General features: G+C 65.1%; 18 protein-coding genes. 8 read left to right on the top strand and 10 right to left on the bottom strand.

The window, feature by feature from the left end:
- Positions 1-85 precede the first annotated feature (85 nt).
- From AC5RTB_RS16240 to AC5RTB_RS16230, 3 genes are read right to left on the bottom strand one after another with little or no spacing between them, the layout of a single operon-like run.
- Entirely contained in the window at positions 86-898 is an 813-nt protein-coding gene (locus AC5RTB_RS16240; RefSeq protein WP_494062078.1) for a TrmH family RNA methyltransferase, read from the bottom strand.
- A gap of 1 nt (position 899) precedes the next feature.
- A complete protein-coding gene (locus AC5RTB_RS16235) occupies positions 900-1,676 on the bottom strand; it encodes a sulfite exporter TauE/SafE family protein (protein WP_494062077.1) in 777 nt (258 codons plus the stop codon).
- Between the two features lie 16 nt (positions 1,677-1,692).
- The gene (locus AC5RTB_RS16230) at positions 1,693-2,478 is read right to left on the bottom strand and encodes an ABC transporter ATP-binding protein (RefSeq protein ID WP_494062076.1); all 786 of its coding nucleotides are present in this window, start codon (positions 2,476-2,478) and stop codon (positions 1,693-1,695) included.
- A 157-nt stretch (positions 2,479-2,635) separates the two neighbouring features.
- On the opposite strand from AC5RTB_RS16230, the gene serB reads away from it, so the two are divergent.
- A complete protein-coding gene (gene serB / locus AC5RTB_RS16225; RefSeq protein ID WP_494062106.1) occupies positions 2,636-3,517 on the top strand; it encodes a phosphoserine phosphatase SerB in 882 nt (293 codons plus the stop codon).
- 24 nt (positions 3,518-3,541) lie between these two features.
- Here serB and AC5RTB_RS16220 read toward each other — a convergent pair whose 3' ends face one another.
- Positions 3,542-4,285 carry an SDR family oxidoreductase gene (locus tag AC5RTB_RS16220; protein ID WP_494062075.1) on the bottom strand — a complete coding sequence of 248 codons (744 nt, stop codon included), beginning with the start codon at positions 4,283-4,285 and terminating at the stop codon, positions 3,542-3,544.
- A gap of 75 nt (positions 4,286-4,360) precedes the next feature.
- Positions 4,361-5,104: a beta-ketoacyl-ACP reductase gene (locus tag AC5RTB_RS16215; RefSeq protein ID WP_494062074.1), complete on the bottom strand. Its 744-nt coding sequence runs from the start codon at positions 5,102-5,104 to the stop codon at positions 4,361-4,363.
- A 113-nt stretch (positions 5,105-5,217) separates the two neighbouring features.
- On the opposite strand from AC5RTB_RS16215, the gene AC5RTB_RS16210 reads away from it, so the two are divergent.
- The 3 genes from AC5RTB_RS16210 to AC5RTB_RS16200 are packed head-to-tail and all read left to right on the top strand — an operon-like array spanning position 5,218 to position 6,709.
- Positions 5,218-5,628 (top strand): DUF3099 domain-containing protein, encoded by a 411-nt coding sequence (locus AC5RTB_RS16210; RefSeq protein ID WP_494062073.1) that lies wholly within the window; start codon positions 5,218-5,220, stop codon positions 5,626-5,628.
- A complete protein-coding gene (locus AC5RTB_RS16205; RefSeq protein ID WP_494062072.1) occupies positions 5,625-5,891 on the top strand; it encodes a hypothetical protein in 267 nt (88 codons plus the stop codon). The genes AC5RTB_RS16210 and AC5RTB_RS16205 overlap by 4 nt, the downstream gene beginning before the upstream one ends.
- Positions 5,892-5,893: 2 nt before the next feature.
- A complete protein-coding gene (locus AC5RTB_RS16200; RefSeq protein ID WP_494062105.1) occupies positions 5,894-6,709 on the top strand; it encodes an SURF1 family cytochrome oxidase biogenesis protein in 816 nt (271 codons plus the stop codon).
- Here AC5RTB_RS16200 and AC5RTB_RS16195 read toward each other — a convergent pair.
- The gene (locus tag AC5RTB_RS16195; RefSeq protein WP_494062071.1) at positions 6,706-8,304 is read right to left on the bottom strand and encodes an ABC-F family ATP-binding cassette domain-containing protein; all 1,599 of its coding nucleotides are present in this window, start codon (positions 8,302-8,304) and stop codon (positions 6,706-6,708) included. The genes AC5RTB_RS16200 and AC5RTB_RS16195 overlap by 4 nt on opposite strands.
- A 141-nt stretch (positions 8,305-8,445) precedes the next feature.
- On the opposite strand from AC5RTB_RS16195, the gene AC5RTB_RS16190 reads away from it, so the two are divergent.
- Genes AC5RTB_RS16190 through AC5RTB_RS16180 form a run of 3 tightly spaced genes read left to right on the top strand, consistent with a single transcriptional unit; the run spans position 8,446 to position 10,444 of the window.
- A complete protein-coding gene (locus AC5RTB_RS16190; RefSeq protein ID WP_494062070.1) occupies positions 8,446-9,081 on the top strand; it encodes a biotin transporter BioY in 636 nt (211 codons plus the stop codon).
- A gap of 5 nt (positions 9,082-9,086) precedes the next feature.
- Entirely contained in the window at positions 9,087-9,797 is a 711-nt protein-coding gene (locus tag AC5RTB_RS16185) for an energy-coupling factor ABC transporter ATP-binding protein (protein WP_494062069.1), read from the top strand.
- Positions 9,794-10,444 carry an energy-coupling factor transporter transmembrane component T family protein gene (locus tag AC5RTB_RS16180; RefSeq protein WP_494062068.1) on the top strand — a complete coding sequence of 217 codons (651 nt, stop codon included), beginning with the start codon at positions 9,794-9,796 and terminating at the stop codon, positions 10,442-10,444. The genes AC5RTB_RS16185 and AC5RTB_RS16180 overlap by 4 nt, the downstream gene beginning before the upstream one ends.
- A gap of 15 nt (positions 10,445-10,459) precedes the next feature.
- Here the strand turns inward: AC5RTB_RS16180 and AC5RTB_RS16175 are convergent, their stop codons facing one another.
- Both AC5RTB_RS16175 and AC5RTB_RS16170 read right to left on the bottom strand, forming a co-directional pair.
- Complete coding sequence (locus AC5RTB_RS16175; RefSeq protein ID WP_494062067.1) at positions 10,460-11,650, bottom strand: thiolase family protein; 1,191 nt, start codon at positions 11,648-11,650, stop codon at positions 10,460-10,462.
- Complete coding sequence (locus AC5RTB_RS16170) at positions 11,634-13,040, bottom strand: class I adenylate-forming enzyme family protein (protein ID WP_494062066.1); 1,407 nt, start codon at positions 13,038-13,040, stop codon at positions 11,634-11,636. The genes AC5RTB_RS16175 and AC5RTB_RS16170 overlap by 17 nt, the downstream gene beginning before the upstream one ends.
- Before the next feature lie 113 nt (positions 13,041-13,153).
- On the opposite strand from AC5RTB_RS16170, the gene AC5RTB_RS16165 reads away from it, so the two are divergent.
- Complete coding sequence (locus AC5RTB_RS16165) at positions 13,154-13,678, top strand: O-acetyl-ADP-ribose deacetylase (protein WP_494062104.1); 525 nt, start codon at positions 13,154-13,156, stop codon at positions 13,676-13,678.
- 74 nt (positions 13,679-13,752) lie between these two features.
- On the opposite strand, the gene AC5RTB_RS16160 is transcribed toward AC5RTB_RS16165, so the two are convergent.
- Positions 13,753-14,082, bottom strand: coding sequence for a metal-sulfur cluster assembly factor (locus tag AC5RTB_RS16160; protein WP_490891507.1), 330 nt, complete (start codon positions 14,080-14,082; stop codon positions 13,753-13,755).
- Positions 14,083-14,111: 29 nt separating this feature from the next.
- Positions 14,112-14,885 (bottom strand): Fe-S cluster assembly ATPase SufC, encoded by a 774-nt coding sequence (gene sufC, locus AC5RTB_RS16155; RefSeq protein WP_494062065.1) that lies wholly within the window; start codon positions 14,883-14,885, stop codon positions 14,112-14,114.
- Positions 14,886-14,941 lie beyond the last annotated feature (56 nt).

Below are 14,941 nucleotides of genomic sequence, written 5' to 3'. Positions count from 1 at the left end.
CCGGTGGTTTGAAAGTTGGCGGCCATTGGGCCAGCAACCAACTCTACCGCACGGGTGCCGGAACCGCGAAAGCGCGGCGGGTAGATCAGCCGTCGCTGCGTCGGCATTCCCAGAAAGCGACAGCGCCTGCCGCGGCCACGTTGAGCGAATCCACTGCCGGGTTCATGGGGATGCGGACGCAAAGGTCCGATTCTTCGAGGGTCTGCCGTGACAGGCCCTCGCCCTCCGTCCCAAGGATGAGTGCCAGCCGGTCGGGGTTCCGCCGGGATAGCTCCTGCAGTTCGATGGACCGCGGGTCAAGGGCAAGCGCCGCCACCAGGAAACCGAACCTGCGCAGGGTCTCGATATTCCCGGGCCAGGAATCCAGCCTCACCCAGGGGACCTGGAAGACAGTTCCCATGCTCACCCGGATCGCCCTGCGGTAGAGAGGGTCAGCGCAGCGCGGCGTCACGAGGACCGCGTCCACCCCGAGCGCCGCAGCTGAACGGAAAACCGCTCCGAGGTTGGTGTGGTCCACCATGTCCTCGAGAACCGCTACACGACGCGCATTCAGTAGTACATCATCCAGTTGAAGCGGCGCGGGGCGGTTCATGGCTGCCAATGCTCCGCGGTGGAGATGGAAGCCCGTGATGTCTTCCAGAACCGGCTCAGAACCGACATAGGCGGGTACATCAGGGAACCGGGCGAGGAGATCTTCGAGGTCGGGCAGCCACTTGTCCGTCAGGAAGAAGGACCGCGGCGTGTGCCCGGCGTCAATGGCACGCCGGAGGACCTTCGTGCTCTCGGCGATGTAGAGACCCTCCGCCGGCTCCCGGCGCCGCCGAAGCTGGGTGTCCGTGAGACCGGTGTAGTCACTGACCCGTGGGTCTGACGCGTCCTTGAGTCGCTCCAGCGGCACGCTAGCTCACCAGCCGCGCGATCATCGTGTAAAGGGCCACCAGCCCGAGCACCACGATGACGCTCCGGAGCACGACCGGGGAGAGCCGCCTTCCGACTTTCGAACCGATGACGCCGCCGATCAGGGATCCAATGGCGATGAGCAGGACCACCCACCACTCGATCCGGTCGAAGGCGAAGATCATGTAGGAGACGGCGGCGATCAGGTTCACGCCCAGCACAAGGACGTTCTTCATGGCGTTGGCTGCCTGCATGGTGCCGTGCAGGAAGACACCCAGGATGCCCACCAAAAGGATGCCCTGCGCCGCCACGAAGTACCCGCCGTAGACTCCGGCCAGGAATACGAGCACGGTCAGGGCCAGCGGGTGGGAGCGGGTGGGCGGCTTCAGCTCGGCGCGGCGCCGCACCCAGCGCTGGAGCTTCGGCTGGAAAACCACGAAGCCGAGCGCCACAACGATCAGGAACGGCGCGACAATCTCGAAGACAGTGTCCGGAAGATTGAGGAGAAGGGCTGCACCGGTGATCCCGCCGATCAGCGAGGCGGGCAGCAGTGCCGCGAGTGTGCGTCCGTTCCCTTTCAGCTCCTCGCGGTAGCCCCACGCACCGGACACGTTTCCGGCCACGAGTCCCATGGCGTTGCTGATGGTGGCGGTCACCGGCGCGTAGCCAAGGGCAACCAGGATTGGGAAGGTCACGAGCGTGCCCGAACCCACGATGGTATTGATGGTTCCGGCCCACAGGCCTCCAAGCAGGATCAGCCCATCGTGCAGTAGGTCCACGTGGGTGTTCCCCGCGCTAGGGCCGCGCGACGGCGCTGTATCGGCCGTCCCGCCGGGTGACCTCAAGTGGCAGGTCGAACGCGTGGCTCAAGTGCTCCGCCACCAGTACCTCGCCGATGGGTCCCGCTGCCACTATTGCACCTTCGCGCATCAACATGGCATGGGTGAAACCGGGGGGTACTTCCTCAAGATGGTGTGTCACCAGGACGATCGCCGGCGACTCCTCATCAGCAGCCAGTTCACTGAGGCGGGCGACCAGGTCTTCACGCCCGGCAAGATCCAGACCGGCGGCGGGTTCATCGAGGAGCAGGAGTTCCGGATCAACCATCAGCGCACGTGCGATCTGAACGCGCTTGCGTTCGCCCTCGCTCAGGGAGGCGAATGGCCGGTTCATGAACGTGGATACGCCCCAGGCGTCGAGCAACCGGAAGGCGCGGCGCTCGTCCACCTTCTCGTACTGTTCACGCCAACGGCCGGTTACCCCATAGGAGGCCGTCACCACGACGTTAAGAACGGTTTCGTGTTCCGGAATCTGCGAGGCCAGCGCGGCGGAGGCCAGGCCAATGCGCGGCCGCAGCTCAAACACGTCGACGGCTCCGAGCACCTCATCGAGGATGCCCGCTACCCCACGGGTGGGATGGATTCGCGCGCCGGCAATCTGCAGCAGCGTCGTCTTGCCCGCGCCGTTTGGTCCCATGACCACCCAGCGCTCGCCTTCCCGGACCTGCCAGTCAACATCATCCAGGAGCGCTTTCCCTCCGCGGACCAGGCTCACCCCGGAGAGTTCCAGAACATCACTCATGACAGTAGACACTAGGCCAAGTGCGGCCACGAACGTTAAATGGACCGCGAACAGACGCCGGCCCCTCCTGAACCGGTGAGTCGCCGGTTTCACGGCCGCCGAGCCGGGCACCATAATGACAGGTGAAAGTCAGATCTACGAAAGGCCGTTGGCGCACGTGACCGAGATGTTCAGGGTGGTCAGCTTCGGCACCCGTCTGGAGGAGTCCCACCGCTCGAAGATGCGCCGCGCGCTGCAGGCTACGGGTGCCGTCGTCGTCGGAGAAAGCAATGACGACGCCGGCAGATACCAGGTCGCGAGCCTCACTGTCAGTTCCGACGACGGCATCAACACGCTGCGGACGGCGGTTGCCACGCTGGTGTCGGATGAGATCGGCATCGCCATCGTTCCCCCGGCGCTGCTCGGCGAGGGAACCAAGCTGCTCATCATGGATGTCGACTCCACGCTCATCAAGCAGGAGGTCATCGAACTCCTCGCAGCCCACGCCGGCCGGGAGGCCGAAGTTGCTGCAGTCACCGAGTCCGCGATGCGCGGTGAACTCGATTTTGCGCAGAGCCTGCACGCCAGGGTCGCGGTGCTTGCCGGACTGGCGGAAAACGTCATCGATGACGTCGGGACCCGGATTGAGCTGAGCGAGGGCGCGGAGCACCTTGTCGAGGCGTTCCTGAGTGCGGGTCATCTCGTGGCGGTCGTTTCCGGCGGATTCAGCCAGATTCTTGAACCGCTGGCTGCCCGGCTGAAGCTGACGCATGCAAAGGCCAATGAGCTCGGTGTGGATGCCGGAACGCTCACGGGTTCGGTCATCGGCCCGGTCGTTGACCGGGCGGAGAAGGAGCGCTGCCTGCAGACATGGGCCGAAGCGGCCGGCATACCCCTCGAGCGCACGATCGCGGTGGGCGACGGGGCCAACGACCTCGACATGCTGGCCGCGGCGGGGCTTGGCGTAGCGTTCAACGCCAAGCCCGCCGTCCGGGCCGCTGCGGATGTTGCGGTGGACTTCCCGTACCTGGATGTGGTCCGCCACTTCGTGCGGCTGTAGACACCTCAGGCGGGAAGTGGAGGGCTAGCGCGCGAAGTGCTCCGCGCCCCCCACGTACTCGGTGTGACCGGTGGGGACGTCCGCGGTTGCCATGGCGACGATTTCCGCCGCGAATTCCTCCACGGTGTACAGACGCCCTGCTTCCTGTCTACGAGCCTCGATGGCGCCGGGAGCGGCGCGGTCGAGCAGCGTGGCTGTAACGGTCCCCTCGATCATGTCGCCGGAGACCACGACGAAACTGATGCCGCGTTCGGTCAGCGCAGGAATCATGTCGCGGAGGGCATCCTCACCGGCGCGCTTGCTGCGCGCAACAGGTTCGTAGGCGTCCATGGTGGCAACCGAGTTGATGAAGTGCGCCTGATGGCTCGTGACGAAAACAACGCGGGAACCCGGGGGCATCACCTCAAGCGCAGCGGTGAGCATGCCTACCTGTGCGTCCCGGTTGAGCTTGAGCGCGTAGTCCTCACCGAGGCCGGTTTCCATTCCGCCGGAAGCGTTGAGCACCAGCAGGTTGAGCCCGCCGAAATTCTGCACGGCTGCATCAACCAGTGCCTGTGCGCCATCCGGCGCTGTGAGGTCCGCCCCAACGGCAACAGCCCGGCCGCCGGCGGACTCGATCCCGGCTACCACCTTGTTGGCGCGGGGCGCCTTCTGCCGGTAATTGACGACGACGGCGGCACCCTGCTCAGCGAGCAGCCTCGCCACCTCGGCGCCGATTCCGCGGGAGGATCCCGTGACGATTGCCGTTGTACTGTCCAGTGCGCCCATGTGTGGGAGCCTCCTTGATTCGTTTCTGCCTGTAGCTTCTGTGGACGGTGAGCTGCCTAGCCCGTCAGTGGAAAATCAGTGGCCCATTCCGAGTCCGCCGTCCACGGGAATGACGGCACCGGAGATGTAAGCCGCTTCATCGCTGGCAATCCATCGGACAACGTTCGCAACCTCGTCTGCCTCTGCGAAACGGCCTGCCGGAATGGAGGAACGGTAGTTCTCCTGGGTTTCGGGCGGAAGGGCGGCCGTCATGTCCGTGTTGATGAAGCCGGGAGCAACCACGTTGCAGGTGATCCCGCGCGACCCGAGCTCGCGGGTCAGAGAGCGTGCGATGCCTACAAGCCCGGCCTTGGAAGCGGAGTAGTTGATCTGCCCCGGTGCGCCATAAAGCCCGGAAACAGACGAGATGAGCACAATCCGGCCGGTGCGGTGGCGGATCATACCCCTGCAGGCCCGCTTGATCACGCGGAATGCGCCGGTGAGGTTGGTGTCGATGACGTCCGTGAAGTCCGTCTCGCTCATGCGCAGCAGCAAGGTGTCCCGCGTGATACCCGCGTTGGCTACGAGCACCTCAACCGTCCCGTGTGCGTCCTCGACCTCGCGGAAGGCGTCGTCGATCTCCTCGGTGTCCGTGACATCGGCCTTTACGCCGAGCATGCCCTCGGGAACTTCCCCGCTGCGGTACGTGATTGCCACACGGTCACCATTAGCAAGGAAAGACTGGGCGATCGCCAGTCCGATGCCGCGGTTACCTCCCGTCACCAGGACGCTGCGTCCGGTCTTCTCTTCGGGCGTTACAGCGGTGTCTTGTTCCTGCACGGAGGGTCCTTTCGGATGGGCGGTGCCTGCGTCCGTTCGATCCTAACGGCGAAGACGGGAACTTTAACAACGGCTAACGGAGTGAGACAATATAAGAGTCCCTTTGGAGTGTCATGATCAAGCTGAGCCATCAGTCCAAGCGCCGCCCGGAAATCCATAACATCAGTGATGCCCGAGAGGCGCACAGTGATGAGATGCGCCAGCGCATGATTAAGTATTCGGTCTCCATGGGGATCCGAATGATCTGCCTGATCCTCGTCTTCGTGGTGGAGGGCTGGCTGCAGTGGGTGATGATCGCGGGTGCGGTGTTCCTGCCCTATTTCGCGGTGATCATCGCCAACGGCGGAAGCGACACCAGCAACCTGGCCCACAGTGACTCATTGCTGGACCGTGCACCGGCGCCGGAGCTGGAGGCACCGCAACCCGCCGCCGAGAATGAGGGGTTTGTCACGCTGGAGGGCGAGATCATCCCGGAAGAACCAGATGCTGACCAGCAAGCACAGGAGAAGGAAGCGACCACGTGAGCATTTTCGATCAGTTGCCGGGCGCAGCCCCTTCAGCTGCCGCAGCTTCCACTGCGCACGGAGATCCCATCTGCTCGCGGAAGGCCTGCGGACAAAGCGCGTCCTGGCAGCTCCTCTGGAATAACCCCCGCATTCACACGCCGGAACGCAGAAAAGTCTGGCTGGCCTGCGCTGAACACCGCGAGTGGCTTCAGGAATACCTCACGACCCGGGGCCTCTGGAAGCAGACGGTGCCCCTGGAAGGCAGTACGGCGCCGTCGTGAACATACTGAAATACCTGGCGACACCCCGCTGGTTCGGCTGGTTGGCGCTCGTTCTGGTGCTCGCTGCAGCCTGCACCGCGCTGGGCCTATGGCAGCTTGACCGGCGGAATCATGCAGCCGCCACCGTGGGTACGGTGGCGGCCAACTACGACCAGGCGCCTGTCGCATACTCCCCCGAACTCTTTGCCTCGTTTGAGGAGACGCGCGAATGGACTCCCGTCACGCTGGTCGGAGAGTACGACCATGCCAATGAGCGCATCGTCCGCAACCGGCCGCTGAACGGACGGCCGGGGTACGAGGTGCTGGTTCCGCTCAAGCTGCAGGACGGGACCGCCGTCGTCATAAACCGCGGCTGGCTGCCGATTGGTAACAACCAGGCCGGCCGACCCGATACTGTGCCGCAGGCACCGGTCGGCGGGGTGACCGTCATCGCGCGTATCCGGCCGGCTGAGCCGGCTCTGAACCGATCAGCGCCGGCGGGACAACTCGCGTCTATCAACCTGGCCGGTTACCAGGAGCAGCTGGAGTACCCGATTGCCACGGCAGCGTACGGACTGCTGGCGAGCGAAACGCCGGCTCCGGCCACAATGCCGATCGCGCCCGCGAAACCCGCCATTGACCTGGGCCCGCACCTTTCCTACTCGATGCAGTGGTTTGCCTTCGGCGTGCTGCTGTTCGTCGGGCTCGGCTATGCGGCCCGGCAGCAGTACCGCATTGACCACGAGGACGAAGATGCGCAGCCTGCTCCTGCACGTGCACGACGGCGGCCCTCATCCGAGGAGGAAGAGGACGCCATCCTCGATGCCCGGGGTCTTTAGGCGAGCGTCACCAGTTCGAGGTAGTCGTCGTTCCAGAGGTCCTCGACGCCGTCGGGCAGCAGCACAACCCGTTCCGGGTTGAGCGCATCCACGGCGCCCTCATCGTGGCTGACGAGCACGACGGCGCCGGAGTAGTTTCGCAGCGCTCCCAGGATTTCCGCACGGCTCGCGGGGTCCAGGTTATTGGTGGGCTCGTCCAGCAGCAGCACGTTTGCGGAGGACGCCACGATGGTGGCGAGGGCCAAACGTGTTTTCTCACCGCCGGAAAGGACTCCCGCCGGCTTGTCGACGTCATCTCCCGAGAAGAGGAAGGATCCGAGGATCCCTCGTACCTCCGCGTCACGCATGTCCGGGGCCGAGGAACGCATGTTCTGAAGCACGGTGCGCTCGGTGTCGAGGGTTTCATGTTCCTGGGCGTAGTAGCCGACTTTCAGCCCGTGACCCGGAACAATCTTCCCGGTATCGGGCTGGTCGACGCCCGCAAGCATGCGCAACAGTGTGGTTTTACCCGCACCGTTCAGGCCGAGGATCACAACTTTGGATCCGCGGTCAATGGCCAGGTCGACGTCGGTGAAAATCTCGAGCGATCCGTAGGACTTGCTCAGGCCTTCGGCGGTCATCGGCGTGCGGCCGCACGGCGCCGGCTCCGGGAAGCGCAATGCTGCGACCCTGTCCTGGGCGCGTACGTCGTCGAGCCCCGAGAGCATCCGCTCGGCCCGCTTCGCCATGTTCTGGGCCGCGACTGCCTTGGTGGCCTTGGCGCGCATCTTGTTGGCCTGATCTATCAGCACCTGCGCCTTCTTCTCGGTGTTGGCCCGCTCCCGCTTCCGCGCCCGCTCATCAGTCTCACGCTGCTGGACGTAGCGCTTCCAGCCCATGTTGTAGAGGTCGATGGTGGACCGGTTGGCGTCAAGGTGGAAGACCTTGTTGACGGTCGCCTCAAGCAGGTCGACGTCGTGGCTGATCACGATCAGCCCGCCCTGGTGGTTCTTCAGGAAGTCCCGGAGCCAGGTGATGGAGTCCGCGTCGAGGTGGTTGGTCGGTTCGTCCAGGAGCATGGTTTCCGCGCCGGAGTAGAGGATGCGCGCGAGTTCAACCCGTCGGCGCTGACCGCCCGAAAGGGTCTTGAGCGGCTGGTTGAGGATCCGTTCCGGTAGGGCGAGGTTCGAGGAGATGGCGGCCGCCTCCGCTTCGGCAGCATAGCCGCCGTGAGCGAGGAACTCCGCCTCGAGGCGGTCATAACGGCCCATGGCCTTGTCCCGAACCGCGGGATCATCGCTGGCCATCTGATCCTGCGTATCGCGAAGCTTTCCCACAACGACATCCAAATTCCGGGCTGAGAGGATCCGGTCGCGGGCCAACTGGTCCATATTCGGCGTGCGCGGGTCCTGGGGCAGGTAGCCGATTTCCCCCGTCCGGGTCACCGCCCCCGCCGCGGGCAGGCCCTCGCCCGCCAGCACCCTGGTCAGGGTTGTCTTGCCGGCGCCGTTACGGCCGACGAGTCCGATCTTGTCCCCGCGGTCCACCCGGAAGGAGACCTGGTCCATGAGCAGCCTTGCGCCCGCGCGCAATTCAAGATTCGACACGGTAATCACGGTGGCTGGGCCTTTCCTGTTCCGGCATCGTGGGCCGGGCCTAGATATTTGTAGGAATCCTACAAAAGTGTTTGCTTCTCTCCGCACTAATCTCGGTAAGTAACAGCTCACCGTTGTGTAGATCTCACAGAAAGCTTCACGATGCAACAGACGAATCCGGCCCCGCATTCCACATCCGCCGATACTTCGGGGCGGACTTGTCGTTCCTGGAATGCAACCGATCTCTCGCTGATCGCGGTCTTCGCAGCCGTTGTGGCCGCCAGTGCCATCCTACCCGCTATCCCGGTGGGTCAGGTGGGCGTGCCCATTACGCTCCAGACCCTGGCGATCATGGTGACCGGTATCGTGCTGGGACCCTGGCGGGCGGGTGCAGCGCTCAGCCTGTATGTCGCTGTCGCGCTTGCGGGCCTGCCGATCTTCAGCCAGTTCCGCGGCGGGATCGGGGTGCTCTTCGGCCCCTCAGCCGGTTACATCATCGCCTTCCCGATCGCGGCATTTGTGGTCGGATTCCTGGCACGGATCGTGTTTCGCCGGGTGACCCGCTACCGTTTCCTTGCTCTGTTTGCTGCGTGCACTGTCACGAGCCTCACCATCACCCACCCCTTCGGGATCGTCGGCATGATGATCAACGCGAAACTGGACCTCGCCGCCGCCATCGCCGCCGACATCGTCTTTCTTCCCGGTGACATCCTGAAGAATCTTGCCGCAGCCGCAATCGGCCTCAGCGTCGTCAAGGCGTTTCCCCGCCTCCAGTCCCGTCCGGCAAGCCGGGTCTGATCGTCATGATTCAGTTCGACGGCGCAGCGGTACAGGCCGAGCATCCTGCAACGCGACAGATTCTGGCGCCGCTGCACCTGTCGCTGGTTGAGGACCGCATCAGCATCATCGGGGCAAACGGTTCGGGCAAGTCGACCCTGCTGAAACTGATCAATTCCCTGGTGTTGCCGACGTCGGGCAGCGTGCAGGTGGATGGACAGGACACCGCGCGCAAGGGCTCGGCCGTTCGACGCAGCGTCGGGTTCATGTTCACGGACCCGTTGTCGCAGCTGGTCATGCCGACCGGGCGTGAAGACGTGGAGCTGTCCCTGCGCCGCCGGTACCGTCATCGCGAGGAGCGCCGGGCTGCGGCTGAGAAGGTTCTTGACCGGTTCGGTCTCCTCCACCTGGCGGATCAGAGCGTGTATGACCTCTCGGGTGGTGAGCGCCAGCTCCTTGCCCTCGCCGTGGTGCTGGCGTGTGACCCGAAGGTACTGGTTGCTGATGAACCGACCACCCTCCTTGACCTTCGGAATGAAGAGCGCGTTCGCCGACTGTTCCGCTGCCTTGACCAGCAGGTCATCTTCACCACCCACTCCCTCAACTTCGCGCTGGAAGCAGAGCGCACCCTGGTTGTGGACTCAGGACAGGTGGTTTTCGACGGCCCGCCTGTCGACGCCGTCGCCGCTTACCGTGAGCTCAGCCTGCATGGAGTGACCGCTGAAGGACCGCGGTGAGAGGACACGCCAGCCTGCTGGGCGCCTATGTGGAGCGTAAGTCGCTGCTGCACGCCGCACCCCTGTGGGCGAAGTTCGTGCCGGTAGCCATTCTGTCGATGGCGGTTTTGGCTCTCAACTCGGCGTGGGCGACTCTCGGCGGCCTTGCCGTGGTCGCCCTGGCATATCTGGCCGGTGCCCGTCTTACCTTCCGGGAACTGGTGCAGCCCCTCACCCGGATGTGGCCCCTCATCCTGATCCTCGGAGCATTCCAGTGGTTCAATGCGGGCCTCCTGACGGCGTTTCTTGTGGTGGGCAACATCGTCGTCTGCGTCCTGGCTGCCCTGCTGGTGACGTTGACGACCGAGAGCCAGCGCCTCCTCGACGGTCTGGTCTCACTGGCCCGTCCGCTGCGACCGCTGGGTGCGGACCCCGAGCGCTTCGGGCTCACCGTTGCCCTGATGCTGCGCAGCATCCCCTATCTGGTAGGGGCGGCGGAAGACTCCCGCGACGCCGCCCGGGCGCGCGGGCTCGAGCGCAATCCGCGGGCGCTCATCCTTCCCGTCTTCATCGGTGCCGTGGCGTATGCCCAGCAGACGGGCGAGGCTCTGGCTGCGCGCGGGCTGGCAGACACCGGGGACGACGACGAGGTCACCGACCGCCCGTAGGCCGGGCGCGAGCGTCTATTGCAGCTCTACTGCGCGGAAGGCGGCCGCCGTTCCCACGCCGCCGGCGGCGCTGACCGCCGCCATCGACCAGCCGGCGGCGTCGTCATATTTCTGACGACTTGTCGCTGAGGCTTGCCGGAGCAGGTTGGCGACGAGCATCGCCCCCGAGGCTCCGTACGGATGACCGTAGGCGAGGGCGCCGCCGTGCAGGTTGAGCTTCCCGGGGGCAACACCGATCAGCTGCGCAGAGGCGAGCACCTGTGCGGCAAACGCCTCGTTGTACTCCCAGGTGGAGACAGCGTCCGGCGTCAGATGCAGCCGGTCAAGGAGCTTCCGCGCTGCGTAGGCACCTGCTGTCCCAAACTGTGAAGGTGGGCCACCTGCGGCTGCCGAGCCATGGAATTCGAGCACCGTGCCGAAACCTGCCGCCCGCGCGCGCTCCACGCTCGTGACGACGGCGACCACCGCGCCATCCGCGTCGGCGCATGAATTACCGGCGGTGACGCTCCCGGCCGGCGCGAAGGCGGGCGGAAAGCGGGTCAGGAGCCTCGCTGACATCCCGCGGCGCGGTGTCTCGTCCGTGTCACACCCTGCTACCGGAACGATTTCCGCTGCCATCTCCCCAAGCGCGGCCTCCGTGCGGGCGTAGCTGAGCAAGGCGTACTCGTCCTGCTGCCTGCGGTCGATGCCGAAATGGGAGGCGACGTTCTCGGCCGCCTGGCCGGCGTCGGGATCGCCGTGGGCGTCCGGCGCAAACCGGGCGCGGGAGTAGAAGTCCGGTGCGCCCGGCAGCGACGTCAACCGATGCGCGCGCAGCGGTGCGGTGCTGCAGCTCTCCGCTCCCCCGGCAATAAACCATGAACCTGCTCCCGATTCGGCCAACCGGCAGGCGAGCACGATGGCATCGAGTCCCGACGCACACTGCCGGTCGATGGTGAGCCCCGGGACCTCAACCGGGAGGCCTGCCGTAAGCGCGGCCAACCTCGCGACATTACCTCCGCCACCGGTGGCGTTGCCGATAATGACGTCATCGATGTCGGCTGCCGCCAAGCCGGCGTCCCGCTGTACGGCGGGCAGGACGGCAGCGAGCAGGTCATGGGCCTCTGTGGTCGAGAATACGCCACGAAGGCGACCGAACGGCGTGCGGCGGCACAAGACGACTGCGGCCCGGCTACCGGCAGGCCGGTCATCAGAATATTGGCTCAAGGACACCCTCCCTTGAGAGGACCACGGCTTCCAGCCACGCCCGGTCCGGTTTGCCCGCCGATGTCAACGGCAGGTGTCCGATACGGTATACCGAGACCGGCACCTGCGCCGCTGGCAGCAGCTCCCGCAAACGCGCACGGAGCCGATGCGCATCGATAGCGGCGCCGGGCCGGGCTTCGATAACAGCGGCAAGGGAAGAGCCCCGGCGCGGGTCCGGAACCCCCAGTACGACGGCGGTCGGAAAGCCCGCCTGCGCCAGCGCGGCTTCGACCTCGGCGGGATACACGTTGTTTCCCGCGACCACCACCATGTCGCCGTGCCGGCCGGTCAGGTGTAGCGCGCCGTCGTCGTCAATCCAGCCCCTGTCCTGGACCGTGACCCAGTCACCGCGTCGCTGGAAGGCGCGCCCGTCGTCGCCGAAGAGATAGCCCTCGATGGCTGTGTCCGTCCGCACCAGGACGGTCCCTGCCTTGCCGTGCCGACCCTCGTCTCGATTCGTATCGATCCGGATCTGCACCCCCGGAAACGGATGCCCGACGTCGTCACCGGGACCTTCGTCAACCCGCCGCACGGTGACCAGACTCAACTCCGATGCCCCGTAATACTCGAAGACGCGCGCAGCCGGCGCCATACGCCAGATGATCCTGGTCTCCGCTGCCGACAGCTTGGAACCGCCGGAAACGACGGTGCGCAGGTCCGGCAGTTCAGTCTCCATCCGTTCCAGGGCAAGCCGTAAGGCAGAGGGAACACCGACGAGGTGTTCGATGCGCCCGGAGCGGAGAACTTCCGCCATGCGGGGTCCCTTCGCCGCTGCGTTTCCCGGTGGCAGAGCGTGAAAGGTCGCACCGGCGTAGAGGCATTCGGCGAGGGCGTAGAGGCTCAGGCTTGCTGCCAAGGGACCCGGCGCGAAGACGCGCAGGCCGGGGGCGATACCGAACCGTTCGACGCTGCGCTGCAGTGAGCGTGACCAGGAACCGGAGGTGCGCACGAACCCCTTCGGCACGCCCGATGTGCCCGATGTGAAGCCGCAGTAGAAGCGCGCATCGGCGGGCGGGTCGGCGAGTGGCGGGGCGCCCGACGGATCGATTGAAGGTCGTGAGGTGAGTAGGGCATCCGGACGGAGTGCGCCGAGCACGCGGAGCCGTAGAGCCTCCGGCCAGGCGGGGTCGAGGACAGCGGCGCACCCGCCCCGTCCGACCACGGCGGTGAACGTGACCGTGAAGTCCAGCGGATCCTCGAACTGGATGGCGGTCATGCCACCTGCGGGCACCTGCAAGGAGCGCGCGCAGTCGGCCAGTTCGCCGTAGGTCAGCCGCCGGTCACCGGCCACGACGGCGGCGCGCTCAGGCTCGGTACGGGCCCAGTGCAGCAGACGGTTGATGAAGGGCATGAGTAGGGAGGCTCCCTCTTCTGGCGGTACGGCAACGTTAGTACATTGGTGCCCATGTTCAGGACTTTGAAATCGCTTCATTGCGGCATCCTGCGGAACGGTGCGTGACCGCGATGCCGGTGAACGTACAGATCGTCGAGGGCGACATCACCACCCAGAAGGTGGACGCCGTCGTCAATGCCGCCAATTCCTCGCTGCTCGGCGGCGGAGGAGTCGACGGTGCCATCCACGCCGCGGCGGGGCCGGAACTCACCGAGGCATGCCGCGCAGTTCGGCGTGATTTGTTGCCGAGCGGTCTGCCGGTGGGTCAGGCTGTCGCCACCCCCGGGTTCCGGCTGCCGGCCCGCTGGGTCATTCACACCGTCGGGCCGAACCGGCACGCGGGCCAGACGGACCCATCGCTGCTCGAATCGTGTTTCCGCCGTAGCCTTGAGGTTGCAGACGAGCTGGAAGCGCGAAGCGTTGCTTTTCCTGCGATCAGCGCCGGCATCTATGGCTGGGATCCGGAAGCAGTGGCCCGGATCGCGTTCAAGGCCGTGGCAGCTTACGGCGGCGGTGTCCGGGAAGTCAGGTTTGTCCTGTTTTCGGACAGGCTCGCTGAACTTTTCCGCCGGGTATACCTTGAAAGCGGTGCCTGAGCCTTAACGCACTGGAGGGACGGCAACGCAATGCGCCGCCGTCCCTCCGGTAAGGAACCGCTGGAAAAGGTCGGCTAGATGTTGAACCCTAGGGCCCGCATCTGATCCCGACCGTCCTCGGTGATGCGCTCCGGTCCCCACGGCGGCATCCACACCCAGTTCAGCCTCCAGTCGTCGACTGTGCCGTCAAGCGCCTCCCCGACCTGCTCCTCGATCACGTCGGTGAGCGGGCAGGCGGCTGTGGTGAGGGTCATATCGATCAGCAGCGCGCCGTCCTCGGCGTACTTGAGGCCGTACAGGAGGCCCAGATCGACGATATTCACGCCGAGCTCCGGGTCGATGACGTCCTTCAATGCCTCTTCGACGTCCTCAAGGGATGTCTGTGCTGCATTCACATCGCTCATGTGGAGGAGCCTTTCTCTCTGAGAGTGGGTCAGGCGCCGGCAGTAGCAGCGCCGGGCACGAGGAAGCGGTCGTAGCCCTCTTCCTCAAGGCGGTCAGCGAGCTCGGGGCCACCCTCTTCGGCGATCCGTCCGTCAACAAAGACGTGCACGAAGTCCGGCTTGATGTACCGCAGGATGCGGGTGTAGTGGGTGATGAGCAGCGTGCCCATGTTGCCCTTGCTGTGCTCACGGTTCACGCCCTCGGAGACGACCTTCAGTGCATCGACGTCAAGGCCGGAATCGGTCTCGTCGAGAATGGCGAACTTCGGCTTGAACAGCTCGAGCTGGAGGATCTCCACGCGCTTCTTTTCGCCGCCGGAGAAGCCCTCGTTGACATTGCGCTGTGCGAAGTCTGCATCGATGCGCAGCTGCGTCATCGCTTCCTTGACGTCCTTGGTCCAGTGGCGAAGGCTGGGGGCTTGACCGTCGAGTGCCGTCTTGGCCGTCCGCAGGAAGTTCGTCATGGTGACGCCTGGGACCTCGACGGGATACTGCATGGCGAGGAAGAGACCTGCGCGGGCACGCTCGTCAACGCTCATCTGCAGGACGTCCTCGCCGTCGAGCGTGATTGAACCGCTGTCCACGGTGTACCGCGGGTGACCGGCGATCGTCGACGCGAGGGTGGACTTACCGGAACCGTTCGGGCCCATGATGGCGTGGATCTCGCCGGTGCTGATGGTCAGGCTGACGCCTTTGAGGATGGGCTTGGTGCCCTGTTCCGTCTCGATGCTGACGTGCAGATCCTTGATTTCAAGGGTAGACATCTGTGGATTCTCCTTTGCATCCTGCATGCGCAGGGTTGCTCAAAAATATTCGAAAG

The organism is Arthrobacter sp. M71 S08 (assembly GCF_059089725.1).
This window is presented reverse-complemented; position numbering and strand designations above follow the sequence as displayed.